The sequence below is a fragment of the Micromonospora costi genome, from assembly GCF_003626655.1.
In the GTDB taxonomy this organism is placed as follows: Bacteria; Actinomycetota; Actinomycetes; order Mycobacteriales; family Micromonosporaceae; genus Micromonospora; species Micromonospora costi.
The window spans coordinates 35,132-51,860 of record NZ_RBAN01000004.1 but is presented as its reverse complement, the minus strand read 5'-3'; the positions used below and the strand labels follow the sequence as shown (position 1 = coordinate 51,860).

At 73.7% G+C, this 16,729-nt stretch carries 15 protein-coding genes; 9 read left to right on the top strand and 6 right to left on the bottom strand.

What is annotated here, in order from left to right:
• The first annotated feature begins 2 nt into the window (after positions 1 to 2).
• Positions 3 to 233, top strand: coding sequence for a hypothetical protein (locus D7193_RS22085; protein ID WP_120782134.1), 231 nt, complete (start codon positions 3 to 5; stop codon positions 231 to 233).
• A 138-nt stretch (positions 234 to 371) separates the two neighbouring features.
• Entirely contained in the window at positions 372 to 1,343 is a 972-nt protein-coding gene (locus tag D7193_RS22080) for a DNA polymerase domain-containing protein (RefSeq protein WP_120781473.1), read from the top strand.
• 12 nt (positions 1,344 to 1,355) lie between these two features.
• Here D7193_RS22080 and D7193_RS22075 read toward each other — a convergent pair whose 3' ends face one another.
• Entirely contained in the window at positions 1,356 to 1,862 is a 507-nt protein-coding gene (locus D7193_RS22075; RefSeq protein ID WP_120781472.1) for an Lrp/AsnC family transcriptional regulator, read from the bottom strand.
• 73 nt (positions 1,863 to 1,935) lie between these two features.
• On the opposite strand from D7193_RS22075, the gene pdhA reads away from it, so the two are divergent.
• The 3 genes from pdhA to D7193_RS22060 all read left to right on the top strand — a co-directional run bounded on the left by pdhA (position 1,936) and on the right by D7193_RS22060 (position 5,565).
• A complete protein-coding gene (gene pdhA / locus D7193_RS22070) occupies positions 1,936 to 3,129 on the top strand; it encodes a pyruvate dehydrogenase (acetyl-transferring) E1 component subunit alpha (protein ID WP_174242727.1) in 1,194 nt (397 codons plus the stop codon).
• Positions 3,126 to 4,148, top strand: a complete 1,023-nt coding sequence (locus D7193_RS22065) for an alpha-ketoacid dehydrogenase subunit beta (protein ID WP_174242726.1) — start codon at positions 3,126 to 3,128, stop codon at positions 4,146 to 4,148. The genes pdhA and D7193_RS22065 overlap by 4 nt, the downstream gene beginning before the upstream one ends.
• A 76-nt stretch (positions 4,149 to 4,224) precedes the next feature.
• Positions 4,225 to 5,565, top strand: a complete 1,341-nt coding sequence (locus D7193_RS22060) for a dihydrolipoamide acetyltransferase family protein (RefSeq protein ID WP_120781469.1) — start codon at positions 4,225 to 4,227, stop codon at positions 5,563 to 5,565.
• A gap of 56 nt (positions 5,566 to 5,621) precedes the next feature.
• Here D7193_RS22060 and D7193_RS22055 read toward each other — a convergent pair whose 3' ends face one another.
• Together D7193_RS22055 and D7193_RS22050 are read right to left on the bottom strand one after the other, a co-directional pair.
• Positions 5,622 to 7,727, bottom strand: a complete 2,106-nt coding sequence (locus tag D7193_RS22055; protein ID WP_174242707.1) for a PQQ-dependent sugar dehydrogenase — start codon at positions 7,725 to 7,727, stop codon at positions 5,622 to 5,624.
• Positions 7,728 to 7,749: 22 nt separating this feature from the next.
• On the bottom strand, positions 7,750 to 8,706 hold the full coding sequence (locus D7193_RS22050) for a sugar phosphate isomerase/epimerase family protein (protein ID WP_120782133.1): 957 nt from the start codon (positions 8,704 to 8,706) through the stop codon (positions 7,750 to 7,752).
• 576 nt (positions 8,707 to 9,282) lie between these two features.
• Between D7193_RS22050 and D7193_RS22045 the strand changes: the two genes are divergently transcribed.
• Positions 9,283 to 10,548 (top strand): L,D-transpeptidase, encoded by a 1,266-nt coding sequence (locus D7193_RS22045; RefSeq protein WP_120781468.1) that lies wholly within the window; start codon positions 9,283 to 9,285, stop codon positions 10,546 to 10,548.
• A gap of 205 nt (positions 10,549 to 10,753) precedes the next feature.
• Here D7193_RS22045 and D7193_RS22040 read toward each other — a convergent pair whose 3' ends face one another.
• Positions 10,754 to 11,770: an SMP-30/gluconolactonase/LRE family protein gene (locus D7193_RS22040; protein ID WP_120781467.1), complete on the bottom strand. Its 1,017-nt coding sequence runs from the start codon at positions 11,768 to 11,770 to the stop codon at positions 10,754 to 10,756.
• 211 nt (positions 11,771 to 11,981) lie between these two features.
• On the opposite strand from D7193_RS22040, the gene D7193_RS22035 reads away from it, so the two are divergent.
• Positions 11,982 to 12,455 carry an STAS domain-containing protein gene (locus D7193_RS22035; RefSeq protein ID WP_120781466.1) on the top strand — a complete coding sequence of 158 codons (474 nt, stop codon included), beginning with the start codon at positions 11,982 to 11,984 and terminating at the stop codon, positions 12,453 to 12,455.
• Between the two features lie 713 nt (positions 12,456 to 13,168).
• Here the strand turns inward: D7193_RS22035 and D7193_RS22030 are convergent.
• Positions 13,169 to 13,561 (bottom strand): FKBP-type peptidyl-prolyl cis-trans isomerase, encoded by a 393-nt coding sequence (locus D7193_RS22030; RefSeq protein ID WP_120781465.1) that lies wholly within the window; start codon positions 13,559 to 13,561, stop codon positions 13,169 to 13,171.
• Positions 13,562 to 13,862: 301 nt separating this feature from the next.
• Positions 13,863 to 14,420, bottom strand: a complete 558-nt coding sequence (locus D7193_RS22025; RefSeq protein WP_120781464.1) for a DoxX family membrane protein — start codon at positions 14,418 to 14,420, stop codon at positions 13,863 to 13,865.
• 193 nt (positions 14,421 to 14,613) lie between these two features.
• On the opposite strand from D7193_RS22025, the gene D7193_RS22020 reads away from it, so the two are divergent.
• Positions 14,614 to 15,306 (top strand): CBS domain-containing protein, encoded by a 693-nt coding sequence (locus D7193_RS22020; protein WP_120781463.1) that lies wholly within the window; start codon positions 14,614 to 14,616, stop codon positions 15,304 to 15,306.
• 371 nt (positions 15,307 to 15,677) lie between these two features.
• Positions 15,678 to 16,625 (top strand): TerC/Alx family metal homeostasis membrane protein, encoded by a 948-nt coding sequence (locus tag D7193_RS22015; RefSeq protein ID WP_206611977.1) that lies wholly within the window; start codon positions 15,678 to 15,680, stop codon positions 16,623 to 16,625.
• Positions 16,626 to 16,729: the final 104 nt, after the last annotated feature.

Below are 16,729 nucleotides of genomic sequence, written 5' to 3'. Positions count from 1 at the left end.
CCATGGCCAAGGAACAGATGAGCCCGGTGAAGGACAAGAACTACGACCTCATCCGGACGTTGCAGATGTCGCTGGAGCACGTCTACCGGATGGAGACGTACATCAACGACGCCGAGCAGCGCGGCGACAACGAACTCGCCGACTGGTTCCGGATGATCCGCGACAACAACCGCAAGGCGGGCGACCAAGGCAAGCAGATGCTCATGACCCGCATGCAGCAGGAAAAGCGCTGAGGCGTCGGCCGCTCCGTTCGCCGGCATGGCGGTGTCCCGACGCGTCGGACGCCGCCGTGCCGGCGATCGGACGTCGGTCGCCTCGCGCCCGGGCGCGGGTGCCCGCGCGGGAGGCCATCGACCGCTACGGTGTGAGGCGTGGCGGGCGCAGCCGAGGAGATCCGGGTCGGGGAGCGGGTGGTGCGTGTCTCCAGCCCCGACAAGCCCTACTTCCCGGAGCGCGGGCTCACCAAGCTCGACGTGGTCCGTTACTTCCTGGCCGTCGGTGACGGCATCCTGCGCGCGCTGCGCGACCGCCCCACCATGCTGGAGCGCTGGCCCCGCGGCGTGTTCGAGGGCGCGAAGATCGCCACCCGGCAGGACAACCGCGGCGACGCGTTCTACCAGAAGCGCCTGCCCGCCGGCGCGCCCGACTGGGTGCGGACCGCGCACATCACCTTCCCGAGCGGGCGTACGGCCGACGAGGTCGCGCCCAGCGAACTCGCCGTGGTGATCTGGGCGGCCAACCTCGGCACCCTGCGTTTCCACCCGTGGCCGGTCTCGGCTGCGGACGTGGAGCGCCCCGACCAGTTGCGCATCGACCTCGACCCGATGCCGGGCGTGGAGTTCGCCCAGGTGGTGCCGGTCGCCCACGAGGTACGCGCGTTCCTCGACGAGCTGGGCCTCACCGGGTACCCGAAGACCACCGGCGGGCGCGGGCTGCACATCTACCTGTCCATCGAGCCGCGGTGGAGCTTCGGTGACTGCCGGCGCGCCGTGCTGGCGCTGGGCCGGGAGATGCAGCGCCGGCTGCCGGACCTGGTGACCACCACGTGGTGGCGCGAGCAGCGCGACCGTCCCGTCTTCGTGGACTACAACCAGATGTCGCGCGACCACACGATGGCCTCGGCGTACTCCATCCGCCCGACACCGCGGGCGCTGGTGTCCGCGCCGCTGGCCTGGGCCGAGCTGGACGACGCGCGGCCGGAGGACTTCGACGTGGTGTCCATGCCGGCCCGGTTCGCCGAGCGCGGTGACCCGCACGCCGGTCTCGACGAGGGGCGCCACTCCCTGGAGCCGCTGCTGGAACTGGCCGACCGGGAGGGGCTGGAGGCGCCGCCCGAGCGGTGAGCCGGCGGCGGCTCACACCCAGGGGCTGCGGTCCCCGTCGAACTCCTCGAAGACCAGCCAGGTGCGGGTGGACACCACGCCGGGAATGCTCTGGATCCGGCCCAGCACCACGTCCCGCAGCGCCGCGTTGTCCGGCGCCCGGACCAGCGCCAGCACGTCGTGGTCGCCGCCGAGCAACGCCGCGTGCTCGATGTAGCGCACCTGCGCCAGCTCCGCGGACACCTCCCGCCACGTGTTCTGCTCGATCGTGAGCGCGACGTACGCGGAGGTGCCGAGCCCGGCCTCCTCCGGGGAGACCTGGGCGCGGAAGCCCGTGATCACACCGTCGCGCAGCAGCCGGTCCACCCGGGCGTACGCGTTGGTGCGGGAGATGTGGATCCGCTCGGCGAGGGTGCGCAGCGACACCCGCCCGTCGCGGACCAGCTCGTCGAGGATCCGCCGGTCGACCTCGTCGAGCGGGCGGGACGATCGTCCTGCCCCGGTGGCCGGCGACGGCTCCGGCCCGGTCTCCTGGCTCACCGACGGCCCTCCCGAGTGGCAAACGTCCCGTGTTTCCGGTGGATCTTGAGCAGATCATCTCATCAGCAGGAGCATAGGGCCACCACACGTCCAGGAGGTCCCCGCCGTGACGACCACACCCCGGCCGGTCCGCAGGGCATCCCCGCGTACCCGCCGGCCGGCCACCCCGCCCGACCCGGCGCGCCCGCTGCTGCCGGCCACCGAGCCGGTACGACTGCTCGACGAGACCGGCACGCCGCTGCCCGCCCACACCGACTACCCCGAGCCGCCCGCCGACGTCCTGCGCGAGCTGTACCGCCGCATGGTCGTCGGTCGCCGGTTCGACGTCCAGGCCACGGCCCTCACCAAGCAGGGCCGTCTCGCGGTCTACCCGTCCTCCCGCGGGCAGGAGGCCTGCCAGGTCGGCGCGATGCTCGCCGTCCGGGACACCGACTGGGTCTTCCCGACCTACCGCGAGTCGATGGCGCTGGTCTCCCGCGGGCTCGACCCCGTCGAGGTGCTGACCCTGCTGCGCGGCGACTGGCACTGCGGGTACGACCCGGCCGCCCGCCGCACCGCCCCCCAGTGCACCCCGCTCGCCACCCAGTGCGTGCACGCCGCCGGCCTCGCCTACGGCGAGGCGCACCAGGGCCGCGACACCGTGGCGCTGGCGTTCATCGGTGACGGCGCCACCAGCGAGGGCGACTTCCACGAGGGCATCAACTTCGCGGCCGTGTTCAAGGCGCCCGTCGTGTACTTCGTGCAGAACAACCGGTACGCGATCAGCGTCCCCCTGTCCCGGCAGACCGCCGCGCCCAGCCTCGCGTACAAGGGCGTCGGCTACGGGGTGCCCAGCGAGCAGGTCGACGGCAACGACCCGGTCGCCGTGCTGGCGGTGCTCACCCGCGCGGTGGCGCACGCCCGCGCCGGCAACGGGCCGTTCCTGGTCGAGGCGCACACCTACCGGATGGAGCCGCACACCAACGCCGACGACGCCACCCGCTACCGCGACGGCGCCGAGGTCGACGCCTGGCGCGACCGCGACCCGGTCAGCCGCCTGGAGACGTACCTGCGCGCCCGCGGCGAGCTGGACGACGCGGCGGTCGCCGCGGTGGCCGACGAGGCCGAGGCGTACGCGGCGGCGCTGCGCGAGCGGATGAACGCCCAGCCCACCGTCGACCCGCTCAGCCTCTTCGACCACGTCTACGCCGAGCCGACGCCGCAGCTGGTCGAGCAGCGTGAGCAGGTGCGCGCCGAGCTGGCCGCCGAGCAGGAGGGGGACGCCTGATGGCCACCACCATGGCGAAGGCGCTCAACGCCGCGCTCGCCGACGCGATGGCCGACGACGACCGGGTGGTCGTCTTCGGCGAGGACGTCGGTCAGCTCGGCGGCGTCTTCCGGATCACCGACGGCCTCCAGGCGAGGTTCGGCGACAGGCGCTGCTTCGACACGCCCCTCGCCGAGGCGGGCATCGTCGGCTTCGCGGTCGGCCTCGCCATGTCGGGGCTGCGGCCGGTGGTCGAGATGCAGTTCGACGCGTTCGCGTACCCGGCGTTCGAGCAGATCGCCTCGCACGTGGCGAAGCTGCGCAACCGCACCCGCGGCGCGCTCAGCGTGCCCATCGTGATCCGGGTCCCGTTCGCCGGCGGCATCGGCGGTGTCGAGCACCACTGCGACTCCAGCGAGGCGTACTACGCGCACACCCCCGGCCTCAAGGTGGTCACCCCGGCCACCGTGGCCGACGCGTACTCGCTGCTGCGCGAGGCGATCGCCGACCCGGACCCGGTCGTCTTCATGGAGCCGAAGAAGCTCTACTTCTCCAGCGCCGACGCCGACCTGCCGGCGCGTACCGAGCCGTTCGGCCGGGCCGTCGTGCGCCGGCCCGGCCGGGACGCGACCCTCGTGGCGTACGGGCCGGCGGTGCCGGTCGCGTTGGAGGCCGCCGAGGCCGCCCGTGCCGAGGGCTGGGACCTCGAGGTCGTCGACGTGCGCACGATCGTGCCGTTCGACGACGAGACGGTGACGGCGTCCGTCCGGCGCACCGGCCGGTGCGTGGTGATCCAGGAGGCGCAGGGCTTCGCCGGCGTGGGCGCGGAGATCGCGGCGCGGGTGCAGGAGCGCTGTTTCCACGCCCTGCACGCCCCGGTGCTGCGGGTGTCCGGCCTGGACATCCCGTACCCGGCGCCCATGCTGGAGCACACGCACCTGCCCGGCGTGGACCGGGTGCTCGACACCGTCGCCCGCCTCCAGTGGGACGACCAGCCCGACGCGCGCTGGCTCCCCGCCACCCAGGGCAGCGCGGCATGAGCGAGCGCAGCGAGCGAATCATCAGGCGCAGTGCGGTGGAGCCTCGTGCCGGTGCCGACCGTAGGGAGGCATCGGCATGAGCGAGCGGGTGTTTCTGCTGCCGGACCTCGGGGAGGGGCTCACCGAGGCGGAGATCGTCGAGTGGCGGGTGGCGGTCGGCGACACGGTGACCGTCGACCAGAGTGTGGTCGAGGTGGAGACCGCCAAGGCCGTCGTCGACGTGCCCTGCCCGTACGCCGGACGGGTGGTGGCGCTGCACGGCGCTCCCGGCGAGGTCCGGCCCGTCGGCCAGCCGCTGATCACGGTCGCGGCGTTGGACGGCGGCGCGGCGCCGGCGCCCGGCGGCGCTCCGGAGCCCGCCGGCCACGCCACCTACCGGGAGGAGGAACGGGCCGGCTCCGGCAACGTCCTCATCGGGTACGGCACCGGGCACGGCCCGGGTCGCCGCCGTCGCCGTCCCCGGCTCGCGGTGGCCCCCGAGCCGGTCGCCGACGCGGCGCCCGCCGCCCCCGCCACGCCGGCGGCCGTCGGTGTGGCGACCGCGGCGCCGCTGGTCATCTCGCCGATCGTCCGGCGGCTGGCCCGCGAGCACGGGCTGGACCTGGCCACCCTCGCCGGCACGGGGCCCGGCGGCGTGGTCCGCCGGGCGGACGTGGAGGCCGCGGCGGCGCGGGGGCGTGTGGCTGCGGTGCCGGACCACCCGGAGCCGGCCGGCGCGGGCGCCGACGACCTGGTCATCCCCCTGACCGGTATCCGCAAGGCGATCGCCGACAAGCTCTCCCGCAGCCGGCGGGAGATCCCCGAGGTGACGATCTGGGTCGACGTGGACGCCACCGCGCTCCTGGAGACCCGGGCCGCGATCAACGCGGCGCGGCCCGAGCAGCCGGTCAGCATCCTGGCCCTGCTCGCCCGGATCTGCCTGTCCGGCCTGCGCCGGTACCCGCAGCTCAACGCGCGGGTGGACACCGAGGCGCAGCGGATCATCCAGTCCGCGGGCGTGCACCTGGGCATCGCCGCCCAGACCGACCGGGGGCTCGTCGTCCCGGTGGTACGCGACGCCCAGCGGCTCACCACCGCCGAGCTGGCCGCCGAACTGGCCGAGACCACCACGGCGGCGCGGGCCGGTTCCCTGCCGCCGGCCCGGCTCACGGGCGGCACCTTCACCCTGAACAACTACGGGGTGTTCGGGGTGGACGGTTCCACCCCGATCATCAACCACCCCGAGGCGGCGCTGCTCGGGGTCGGACGGATCGTGGACAAGCCGTGGGTCGTTGACGGGCAGCTCGCGGTCCGCAAGGTCACCCAGCTCAGCCTCACCTTCGACCACCGGGTCTGTGACGGCGGGGTGGCCGGCGGCTTCCTGCGGCACGTGGCCGACTGCGTCGAGCAGCCCGCGCTGCTCATCGCCGCCGTCTGAAACGCGCCGGGGGCCGGCACCGTGCGGTGCCGGCCCCCAGCGTCGTGCGCGACGGTTCAGCCGGCGCTGCCGCCCGTCGGGGTCAGCACCACCTCGGCGCTGGCGGTCTGCGGGGGCACGCCCGGCTCGGTCGGGGCGTCGGTGTACTCCGCCACGAACACCGCGCGGAGGTTGTCGGCGCCGCCGTGTCCGCCGTCCAGGAACGTGGTGATGGTGCCGGTGCACCCGGAGGCCGACGACAGCGGGTGCCCGTGCTCGTCGTGGCCGAGGATGTACGTCACCCGCACCCGCGAGCAGTCCACCGGCAGGTCGTCGGTCACCTTCACCTCGAACGCGACGGTCTGCCCGAACTCGAACGGCTGCCCGGTGACCGGGGTGACGAACTCGACAACCGGCGCCCGCGGCCCGATCAGCAGCGGCAGGGTCGCCGCGGCGGAGCGTCCGGTGCTGTCGGTGACCTTCACCGTGGGCTGGTACAGGCCGTTCTGCTGGTAGGTCCAGGTGGGGTTCGGGTCGGTCGAGTCGACCGACCCGTCGGCGTTGAAGTCCCAGGCGTAGCGCAGCCGGTCACCGTCCGGGTCGACCGTGCCCTCGCTGGAGAAGCGTACGGTCAACGGCGCCTGGCCGGCGGTCGGGTCGGCGCTGATCTGCGGGATCGGCGTCCGGTTGCCCCGGACGAAGTCGATCCGGGACAGCTGCGCGTCGGGGTTCTCGGCGAAGTACCCGTCGCCGTACTCCAGCACGTAGAGGGCGCCGTCAGGGCCGAACTCCATGTCCATCGGGTTGTCGACCACCAGCGACGGCACGACCGGCCGGATGTCGCGCACCTCGCCGCGGTCGTCGACGCGGAACTCCTTGATGTAGTCCCGGGTCCACTCGTAGAACAGTGGCACCCCGTCGTAGTAGGCGGGCCACCGGGTCCGTGACGTGTTCCGCCCGTCGTAGTCGTACGCCGGGCCGCCCATCGGGCCGATGCCACCCGTACCGAGCTGCGGGAACTCGCCGGACGCGGCGGACGGGTACCACACCTGCGGCGCCTCGACCGGGGGCAGGCGGCGCTGACCGGTGTTGTGCGGAGAGTCGTTGACCGGCCGCGCGCAGTTGAAGTACGCGCCGGACGTGCCGGTCGCGAAGTCGTAGTCCCGGTACGGCATGGTCGGGGTGACGCAGTACGGCCAGCCGTAGTTGGCGGGCTTGTCGATCAGCATCCAGCGCCCGTGACCCGCCGGCCCGCGGTCCGGGTTGCTCGACCCGGCGTCGGGGGAGTAGTCGGCGAGGTACACGTCGTCGGTGCGGCGGTCGACGGCGAACCGGAACGGGTTGCGCAGGCCCATCGCGTAGATCTCCGGGCGGGTCTTCGGGGTGCCCGGCGTGAACAGGTTGCCCTTCGGGATCTGGTAGCCACCGCCCGGCTTGACCTTGATGCGCAGCAGCTTGCCGCGCAGGTCGTTGGTGTTGGCCGAGGTGCGCTGGGCGTCGAACGCGGGGTTGCGGTCGGCCCGCTCGTCGATCGGCACGTAGCCGTCGGAGAAGAACGGGTTGGTGTCGTCACCGGTGGACAGGTAGAGGTTGCCCTTGCTGTCGAAGTCGATCTGCCCGCCGACGTGGCAGCAGATGCCGCGGTCGACGGGGACGTCGATGATGTGCTGCTCGGTGCGCAGGTCGAGCTTCATGCCGTCGAGCTTGAACCGGCTCAGCCGCAGCGCCCCGCGGAAGCGCTGCCAGTCGGCCTCGGTGCCCTCCAGCGGGGCGTCGCCCTCGTTGACGTCCGGCGTCGACGGGTCGTCGACGGGAGTGTCCATGGGCGGGGAGTAGTAGAGGTAGACCCACTTGTTGCGGGCGAAGTCCGGGTCGATGGCGACCCCCTGCAACCCCTCCTCGTCGTGCTCGTAGACGGGGACGTCGGCGGCGAGGGTGTTCAGGCCCGTACGCGGGTCGTGGATGCGCACCTCGCCGGTGCGGGAGGTGTGCAGGACCCGCAGGTCGGGTAGGACGGCGAGGCTCATCGGCTCGCCGGGAAAGTCGTTGAGCGTCACCTTCTGGAAGCTGGAGTCCGGCGGCGCGGCGGTCGGCGCGGGCGCCGCGGCCGACGGCGCGGCCGGCGCCGTGAGGCCGGCCGTGACCAGCGCCAGGGCGGACAGGATCGCGGTTCTTCTCTTCACGGTGGTCCCCCGGAGGTGGTGGTCAGTAGCGGAGCGACGCGAGGTAGTCGAAGCCGACGCGGGCGGTGTCGAGCGCGTCGGCGGGCGAGCGCGGCGGGGTGCCGGCGTCGTCGCGCTCCACGATGTACTCCTCGATGCCGGCCTCCCTCTCGTGGGCGAAGATCCGGCCGAAGTCGATGAGGCCGTCGCCGAGGTCGGCGAAGCTGGCGTTGGTGTCCATGTCCTTGACGTGCACCTGACGGATCCGGCCACGGTGGGCCCGGACGAGGTCGACCGGGTCCTGCGCGCCGCGCCAGGCCCAGAACAGGTCGAGTTCGAAGTGGACCAACCGGTGGTCGGTCTCGCCGGTGAGGATCTCGAAGCCGGTCCGGCCGTCGGTCAGCGGGACGAACTCGAGCTGGTGGTTGTGGTAGCCGAACTCCAGGCCGGCGCGCTCGGCCATCCGGCCCGCCCGGTTGAGGTCCCGCGCGAGGGCCCGGTACACCTGCGGGTCGCGGATCGGTTGTCCCGCGGCGTCCAGCCCGAACCACGGGTGCACGATCTTCCGGCTGCCCACGGTGTTGGCGTCGGCGAGGGCGCGCTCCCACGCGTCCGCGTCGAAGGGTTGTGGGATGGCGGTATGGCCCGAGGTGGCGCGGAGGCCGGCCGCGTCGAGCGCGGCCCGGAACTGTGCGGCCGTGCGGCCCACGAACCCGGCGTGCTCGACGCGCCGGTAGCCGATCCGCCGCAGGGCGGCCAGCGTGCCGGGCAGGTCGGCGGCGAGCTGGTCGCGCAGGGTGTAGAGCTGGATGCTGATCCGGTCGACGGGGACGCGTCGCCGGCCGCCACCGTGACCGGTGCCGGCCGAGGCGGGCGTGGCTGCGGCCCCGACCAGGCCGACGGTGCCGACCGCGGTGGCGGAGACGGTCGCCGCGCGGAGCAGCCCGCGTCGGCTGACCGGCTCGGACGGCGGCTCCGACCGCCGTGTGCTCTGCTCCATGGTGGTGTTCCCTCCCTGCCGGACGCTGCGGGTCCGGCGGTTCCGGGTCGACCAGCCGCCGCGCCCGGGCACGCCGAACCGGCCGGAGCGGGCTCCGGCGGAGCTGACGTTGTCGGCGTACGGTGTGGCACGGGCCCAGGGGCGGGGCGCGCCACTGGTGGCAGGGCGGGCAACGGATCGACCGATGGGCAACTTTCTATCTGGCACGTCACCGTACCCTTGCCGACGGGTGATGGCAAAGGTTCGGCGCGTGGAGCGAAACTTTCGCTGCCGCCGACAAAAGTGGCCGGATCCTGGCGCTGACCCTCGTCCCGCCCGCTCCGGGCGGTCGGGTCGAATCGGGCCGCCCGACGCGGGCAGGCGCGGACGGGACGGTCGCGTCGCGTCCGACACCCGGACCCCCGGACCGGCAGGCGCCGCCCGACACCGGTCGCGGAGCCTCAACGGACGCCTTTCGACGCAGGCCGGCAAAATGCGATCGAAAATTGCGACGGGATTTATTCGTGAATTGCGTGGGCATCCGAAGGGGGCTGTAGAGAATGGGGCGCAGGGAAGCGGAAAACGGGGGGACGCATCATGAAGTTGACGCGACGTTTGACGCTGTTGGGGGTGACTGTCGCGGTCGCGCCACTGGTCCTGGTCGGCTGCACCGCCGACTCGGACTCCGGCGGCGGTCACGGCGGTAAGCGGGCGGCGGCGCCGGAGCTGACCGTGACGCCAGGCGATCAGACGAAGAACGTACCGATCAGTGCCGAGGTGGGCACCCAGGTGAACGGTGGCCGGGTCACGTCCGTGCGGATCGTCGACGACAAGGGCAAGGAGATCAAGGCCGAGCCCCGCGAGGACGGGTCGGGCTGGGTGCCGAGCACCTCCTTGGCGCCGAAGCGGACCTACACCGCAGAGGTGACGGCGACGGGCGACTCCGGAAAGTCGACCACTCGCAAGACCACCTTCACCACGGCGCCGAAATCGACCAAACCGGCGACCACCAGCACACTCTATTTCGCCGGTAATCAGACGTATGGCACCGCCATGCCGGTGACCGTGGCATTCGACCCGCCCATTCCGAAAGACGCCAGGGCGGATGTCCAGCGCCGGTTGTTCGTGAAGACGGACCCGCCGCAGCCAGGGGTCTGGTCCTGGGTGAGCGACGGTAGCCAGGTCTATTACCGGGCGCCCGACTTCTGGAAGCCCGGTACCACGATCAGTGTCCGGGCGGGCCTGGAGGGACTGCCGATCGGCAAAAACCTGGTCGGCGACGCCGACCGGAAGGCCACCTCGAAGATCGGCAAGCAGGTGTCGCTGGAGATCGACAACGCGACCAAGCAGATGTCGGTGCTGCGGGACGGCAAGCTGCTGCGCAAGATCCCGGTGAGCCTCGGCAAGCCGAGCACGCCAACCTCCAGCGGCAAGATGGTGATCATGGAGAAGTACCAGAACACCACGTTCGACACGACCGGTTCGGCCGACCCGTACGTGGTGGACGTCGAGGACGCGCAGCGGCTCACCTGGGGCGGCGAGTTCATCCACGGCGCGCCGTGGTCCGAGGGCGAGCAGGGCAACACCAACACCTCCCACGGCTGCACCAACGTCTCCGCCTCGGCGGCGGACTGGCTGATGGGCGTGACGCAGGTCGGTGACCTGGTGACCGTGAAGGGCACCGAGGTGCAGCTCGACGAGGGCAACGGCTGGACCGCCTGGAACGTCAGCTGGGACCAGTACGTCAAGGGCAGTGCCCTCCCGGTGCCGGCCGGGCTGGGCCCGGCGCCGGCCCACCAGGGGCACCCGGGCGCGGTCGCCGGTGGCTCGCCGGCCCCGCAGCCGTCCGTCACGGGTGGCTGACCCGAGCCCCGCAGCACGAGACCGGGGCCGGCCCGCCCACTCCGCGGGCCGGCCCCTTTCTCCCCGCGCCCCGGCCCCTGCTCCCCGCGATCTTGCAGTTTGTGCCCCGGCATTCCGCCTGGAACGGGACGAACCAGGGGCCGAAAGTGCAAGATCGCGGGGGAGGAGGGGCGGGGATCGCGCGGGACGGGGTTCGAGGGGTGGGTCAGACTGGGGTTCGGGCTATGGCTTGGGCCAGCAGGCTTCCCAGCCAGAGCTGGTCGCCGTGCTGGCGTACGCCGGTGATCATCCAGTAGTCACCGCGCGGGCCGTGCAGCGTCCGGCGGACCGTGCCGTCGCCGTCGACCAGCGCGACCAGGCCGTACCGGCGGGGCTGCGGTTGCATCGCGTCGGGCAGCAGCGCGGCGAGCTGCCGCAGCCGCGGGTGCGGCAGCAGCCGCTCGGCGACCGGCACGCGGGGGCTGGGCAGGGCGATCCAGTACGTGCCGTCGCCCACGGCGGACAGATTGTCCGGGTACGCCGGAAGGTCGGCCAGGACGCGGACCGTGCCCTGCGGCAGGTCGACGCGGAGCAGCCGGTGCGTCGTCGTCTCCACCAGCATCAGCGCGGACTCGTCCGGGGTCAACGCCACCCCGTTGGGGAAGTACAGCCCGTCGGCGACGACCTCGGCGCGCCGGGCGCCCGGCCGGTACGCGAGCACCCGGCCGTTGGGCCGGTGCTCCAGCAGGTCCCGCTTCCAGTGCGAGACGGGGAACCGGTCCGACGAGTCGGTGAAGTAGATGGTGCCGTCGCGGGCCACGGCCGCGTTGTTGGCCAGGTGCACCGGCGGGGCGGTGCCCGTCAGCTCGTGCACCGAGCCGTCCGGCGTGACCCGCAGGAGCCCCCGGTACGCGTCACACACCACCAGGCCGCCGCCGGCCGGGTCGACCTCGATGCCGAGCGGCCGGCCGCCCGTCTCCGCCAGGAGGCGAGGACGGGTCCCCGGCGGCGCGTCGGCGGGCCACCACCACAGCCGCCCGTTCTCGTCACCGCTGATCACCCGGCCGGTCGGGTCGACGACCACGTCCTCGGGGCCCGTGGCGCCGTCGGGCAGCGGCAATAGCTCGACCGCGTCGAGCCGCCGGTCGGTCGGGGCCCACGGGCCGGTCAGCGGGGGCGGGGTGGTGGCCGGCTCGCGGACCGGCCGGATGAGCCGGGGCGGCCGGGGGCGGGGCACGACCATCCGTCCATTGTCACCCGCCGATACCCGGATCGGGTGGACGGCGGGCCGGTGGCCGCGGGTGCGGCGCGGACCCCCGACGGCCCGGCCCCGGCAGCCCCGGGGCCCCTCCCCGAGGGGGATCGGGGGCCTCTCGGGGTACGACCCTGGGCGTACCCGGAATCACGTCTCGGGACGGACGAAACTGTCGGTGGTCAGGGCTAGATTCGTCAACATGGGACAGCGCAGCGACCGGTTCCACGTGCAGGTGGCCGTGGGTGAGCACGGCATCGACGTGCGCGCGGTGGGCGAGATCGACATCGCCACCGTGGGCGCGCTGCGGTCGGCGCTCTGGGCCGCCCCCGCACGGCCGGTGCTTCGGCTCGACCTGTCCGGCGTCCGGCTGCTCTCCGCCGCCGGGGTCCGCGCGCTCGCCGCCGCGCACCTGCGCCTGCGCGCGCAGGGCGGGGAACTGGTGCTGGTCGACCCGGATCCGGTGGTGGCGCGGGTGCTGCGGGTCACCGGGCTGCACCGGGTCGTCCCCGTCGTCCGGTCGGCCGGATCGACCGACGCGCAGGTGCCGAGTGCGGTTCGTTCCCGGGCGGAGGTCTCGCGGCCGCAGGCCCCGGCCCGTCCGGTGGCGACCGCGCCGGCGTCCGACCCGTACGTGCCCCCGGTGTCACCGGCCCCGGCGCTACTGGCCGCCTGAGAACACGCCTCCGGCTCGGCCTCGGCTTCTTGCTGCGGCGTCGGCTCTCGTCCGGGCCGCTCTGCGTCCGGGCTGCTCTGCTCTTGCCTGCCGCGCCCGGCTCTTGCTCGCCCCGCTCGGCTCGTGCCTGCCGCGCTCGGTTCTTGGCCGCCCCGCTCGGCTTCTCCCCGCCGCGCCGGTCCGTGCTGCCCCGCGCTCGTCGCCCCGTGGATCATGCACTTGTGGTGCCCGGAGTGCGGGTGTTCACGCCTTTCGCCCCCCACCACAAGTGCATGATCGACGAGCCGGGGCACGGGACCGGCGCGGGGTTTGGGGAGGACGGCAGCGCTGGTGTGGCGGCGCCGAGTCGTGCCGGACGCCGCCACCCCGGTCTCCTGCCCACGCCGATCGCCCCGTGGATCATGCACTTGTGGTGCCCGGAGCGCAGGTATTCGCCCCTTTCGCCCCCCACCACAACTGCATGATCGACGGGCCGGAGGCGGGACGGGCGCGGGCCGGGGGCGGGACAGGCCCGGGTCGGGGGCGGGACAGGACTGGGCAGGGGCTGGCGCGGGCTGGGGAGCGAGGGGCGAGGCGGAGAGCGCACCGGCGCCGGCGTGGCGCGCCCGGTGGGGCCGGACGCCGCCACGCCGGCGATCTCGGGTGGCGCGGGTGCGGCCGGCGGACGGGCCGCGTGCCGGCGTCGGACCGCTGGGTCCGGCCGGCCTGTGGGCTCAGCGGACGCCGAGCAGGTCCACCACGAAGATCAGGGTCTCGCCCGGCCGGATGACGCCGGCGGCGCCCCGGTCGCCGTACCCCAGGTGCGGCGGGATGACCAGGCGGCGCCGGCCGCCCACCCGCATCCCGACCACGCCCTGATCCCAGCCGGCGATGACCTGCCCGCCGCCCAGCGGGAACTCGAACGGCTCACCCCGGTTCCAGGACGAGTCGAACTCCCGCCCGGACGAGTGACCGACGCCCACGTAGTGCACGGTCGCCAGCTGGCCCGGCTGCGCCTCCGGCCCCTCGCCGACGGCGATGTCCTCGATCACGAGGTCGGCGGGCGGTGCGCCCTCGATCGGAGCGACCTCGGGCTTGCCCGAGCGGGCGCCTGCTGCCTGGTTCATGCGGGAATCTCCTGCCGTAATCCGGTGATGTGTCCGGTCAACGACGATCCTGCCGGATAGCACACGGCCGATGTGCGGGAGCCCGGCCGACCCGAGGCCGACCAACCGAGCCGGCAAACCCGAGGCCGACCAACGGAGCCGTCCAACCCGAGGCCGACCAACGGAGCCGTCCAACCGGGGACCGCCGACCGAGGGCGGCCGGCAGGCGGACGGCCGACGACGGCGCCGGCGGGCGTCGCCTTCGAGGTGACACCCGCCGGCGGGTACAGCGGCCGCGCTCGGGCACGGCCATGACAGCCGGTCAGCGGAGCCAGGGATTCCGTTGGACGACGGGGAGCGTCGCCCACACCCGGCCGAGGCCGAGCGTGTCGCCGGCGTTGGCCAGGGCGAGGACCGCGAGGACCCCGGCGTACACGAGGTGGTCGTCCATGAACGGGTTGGTCTCCGGAGGCAGGACGGCGGTCCACATCATCAGGAGCAGCAGCCCGCCGGCCACCGCGGCGACGCGGACGCCGATGCCGAGCAGCAGGGCGGTGCCGATCGCCGCCAGGCCGATCATGAACAGCCAGTCGGCCCAGGCCGCGCCGGCGATGCCGTGGTAGAACCCCTCGAACGGGCCGGCGGCGCCGAAGGTGAGGAACCCCTTCGTCGGGCTTCCTCCGTTGATCCAGGCGTTCTTCTCCTCGGTGGCCAGGCCGAGGCCGAACAGCTTGTCCAGGAAGGCCCAGAGGAAGACCCAGCCCAGCGCCAGGCGAAGGCCGGCGTACAGGTAGCGCAGCGCCCGCTCCCGGGTGGTCCCGGCCCGGGCAGCGGTCGTTCCGGCGGTGGTCCGCCCAGTCGTCGCGGTCATCGTCCCCACGTCCCTTCTCGTCCGCACCGCGCTTCCCCGGTGGCGTCTCCAGTGGACACCTCGACGGGGTGGGGCCGGCAGGGCCGACCGGGCCGCACCTGGACGGGACCTTGGTCCCGGGTCCGACCCGGTCCCGTGGCCCTGACCGGCGCCGGTCGCCGGCCGTACGGTCGCAGATGGACAGCGGTGTGAGGAGGCTGCGATGAGGACATGGCAGGTGGGCGACGTGATGACCCGCGACGTGGCGACGGTGCGGGAGGAGACCCCGTACCGCGAGATCGTCGACGTGTTGGTCCGCCGCGGCGTCAGCGGGGCCCCCGTCGTGGACGGGTTCCAGCGGGTGCTCGGCGTGGTCTCCGAGGCGGACCTGCTGCACAAGATCGAGCACAGCGGCGAGCCGGAGCAGCGGCGGATCTTCGAGGGCCGGCGGCGTCGGGGCGCCCGGGGCAAGGCCGACGGGCTGCTCGCCCGCGACCTCATGACCGCGCCGGCGGTCACCACGTACGCCCACACGGCCCTGCCGGCGGCGGCCCGCCTGTTCGACCGCGAGCGGGTCAAGCGGCTGCCGGTGCTCGACGACCTCGGCCGGCTGGTGGGCATCGTGACCCGCGGCGACCTGCTGCGGGTGCACCTGCGCTCGGACGCGGAGATCCGCGAGGACGTCGTGCAGGAGGTGCTCCACCGGATCCTGGCCGTCCGGGACGGCCTGGTCACCGTGCAGGTCCGTGCCGGTGAGGTCACCCTGGCGGGTCGCGTGGACCGGCGTTCCGCCGCCGACCTCGCGGGCCAGCTCGCGGCCCGGGTCAGCGGTGTGGTGCGGGTGTCGAACACCATCGCGTTCGACGCCGACGACACCAGCCTGGTCGACGCGGGTCCGGTCACCCCGGTGGCCTGACCCGCCCGGCCGGCGCGGCGGCCCGGCCACCCCCACCCGGCCGCCGCGTCGGCGCCGCCTCGAGACGCGGCCATCCGGCCACCGCGCGCCGCCCCGGAAAGACCCACCCGGCCGCCGGGCCAGCGCCGCCCCGGACACGCCAACCCGCCGCCGCGCACCGGCCCCGGGCACGCCCACCCGGCCACTCCGCAGGCGTCGCCCCCGGTACGGCCGATCTCGCCGGAGCGGGCTCGCCGGACCAGCCGCTCGCCTACGCTCGGAGGCGACCCTGCGTCGGTTCCGTCGTCACGCGGCGAGCGGCCGGGAGTAGCACTCCGGTGGACGTGGGATGCGGAGGGCGCCGGGTGGGCGAGGCGACGTTCCCGGTGCCGATGTGGGCCTGGGCGGCGGTGGTGCTGGTCATCGCCGTGATGCTCGCCGTGGACGTGCTCGCGCACCGGGACGGCCACGTCATCGAGCTGCGCGAGGCGCTGGTGTGGAGCGGCGTCTGGATCGCCGCGGGCGTCCTCTTCGGCCTGGTCGTCTGGTGGTGGCGCGGCGGTGATCCGGCGATCGCGTACTTCTCCGGCTACCTGCTGGAGAAGGCACTGTCGGTGGACAACGTCTTCGTCTTCGCCCTGCTCTTCGGCTACTTCCGGGTGCCGGCCGGCTACCAGCACAAGGTGCTGTTCTGGGGCGTGGTCGGCGCGCTGCTGTTCCGGTTGGTGTTCATCCTCGTCGGCGCCGAGCTGCTGGACCGGCTGGCCTGGGCGGGCGCCGTGCTGGGCGGCTTCCTGATCTGGACCGGCTGGCGGCTCGCCGTACGCGGCGAACCGGACGTGGACCCGGAGCGCAATGTCGTGGTCCGGCTCTTCCGCCGGGTGGCGCCAACGGACCCGCGTTACCACGACGACCGTTTCACCGTACGCCTCGCCGGCCGCCGCCACGCGACCCTGCTGCTGGTCGCGCTGGTCGCCATCGAGGCGACCGACGTGGTCTTCGCGATCGACTCCGTGGCCGCGATCCTCGCCATCACCACGAACACGTTCCTGGTGTGGACGGCCAACGCCTTCGCCGTGCTCGGCCTGCGCAGCCTCTACTTCTTGCTCGCGGGCCTGCTGCGGCACTTCGGCTACCTGCGGTACGGGCTGGCCGTCCTGCTCGCCTTCGCGGGCCTGAAGCTGATCCTGGCCGAGACGCCGGTGGGCAAGCTGCCGCTGTGGCTCACCTTCGCGGTGGTGGTGCTGAGCCTGTCGGTGTCGGTCGGGTGGAGCGTGCTGGCCGCCCGACGCCGGCGCAGCCGCGCGACCGGCCGGGCGGGGCACCGGCGCGGCAGGTGACGCGGGGCGTCACCGCGCCGGCGGGCCCGGGCCGCCGGTGGCGCTCAGAGCGTGTGCTCGGCGAGACCGGGGCCGCAGGGTGGCACTGCGGGCGCGCGCCCGGC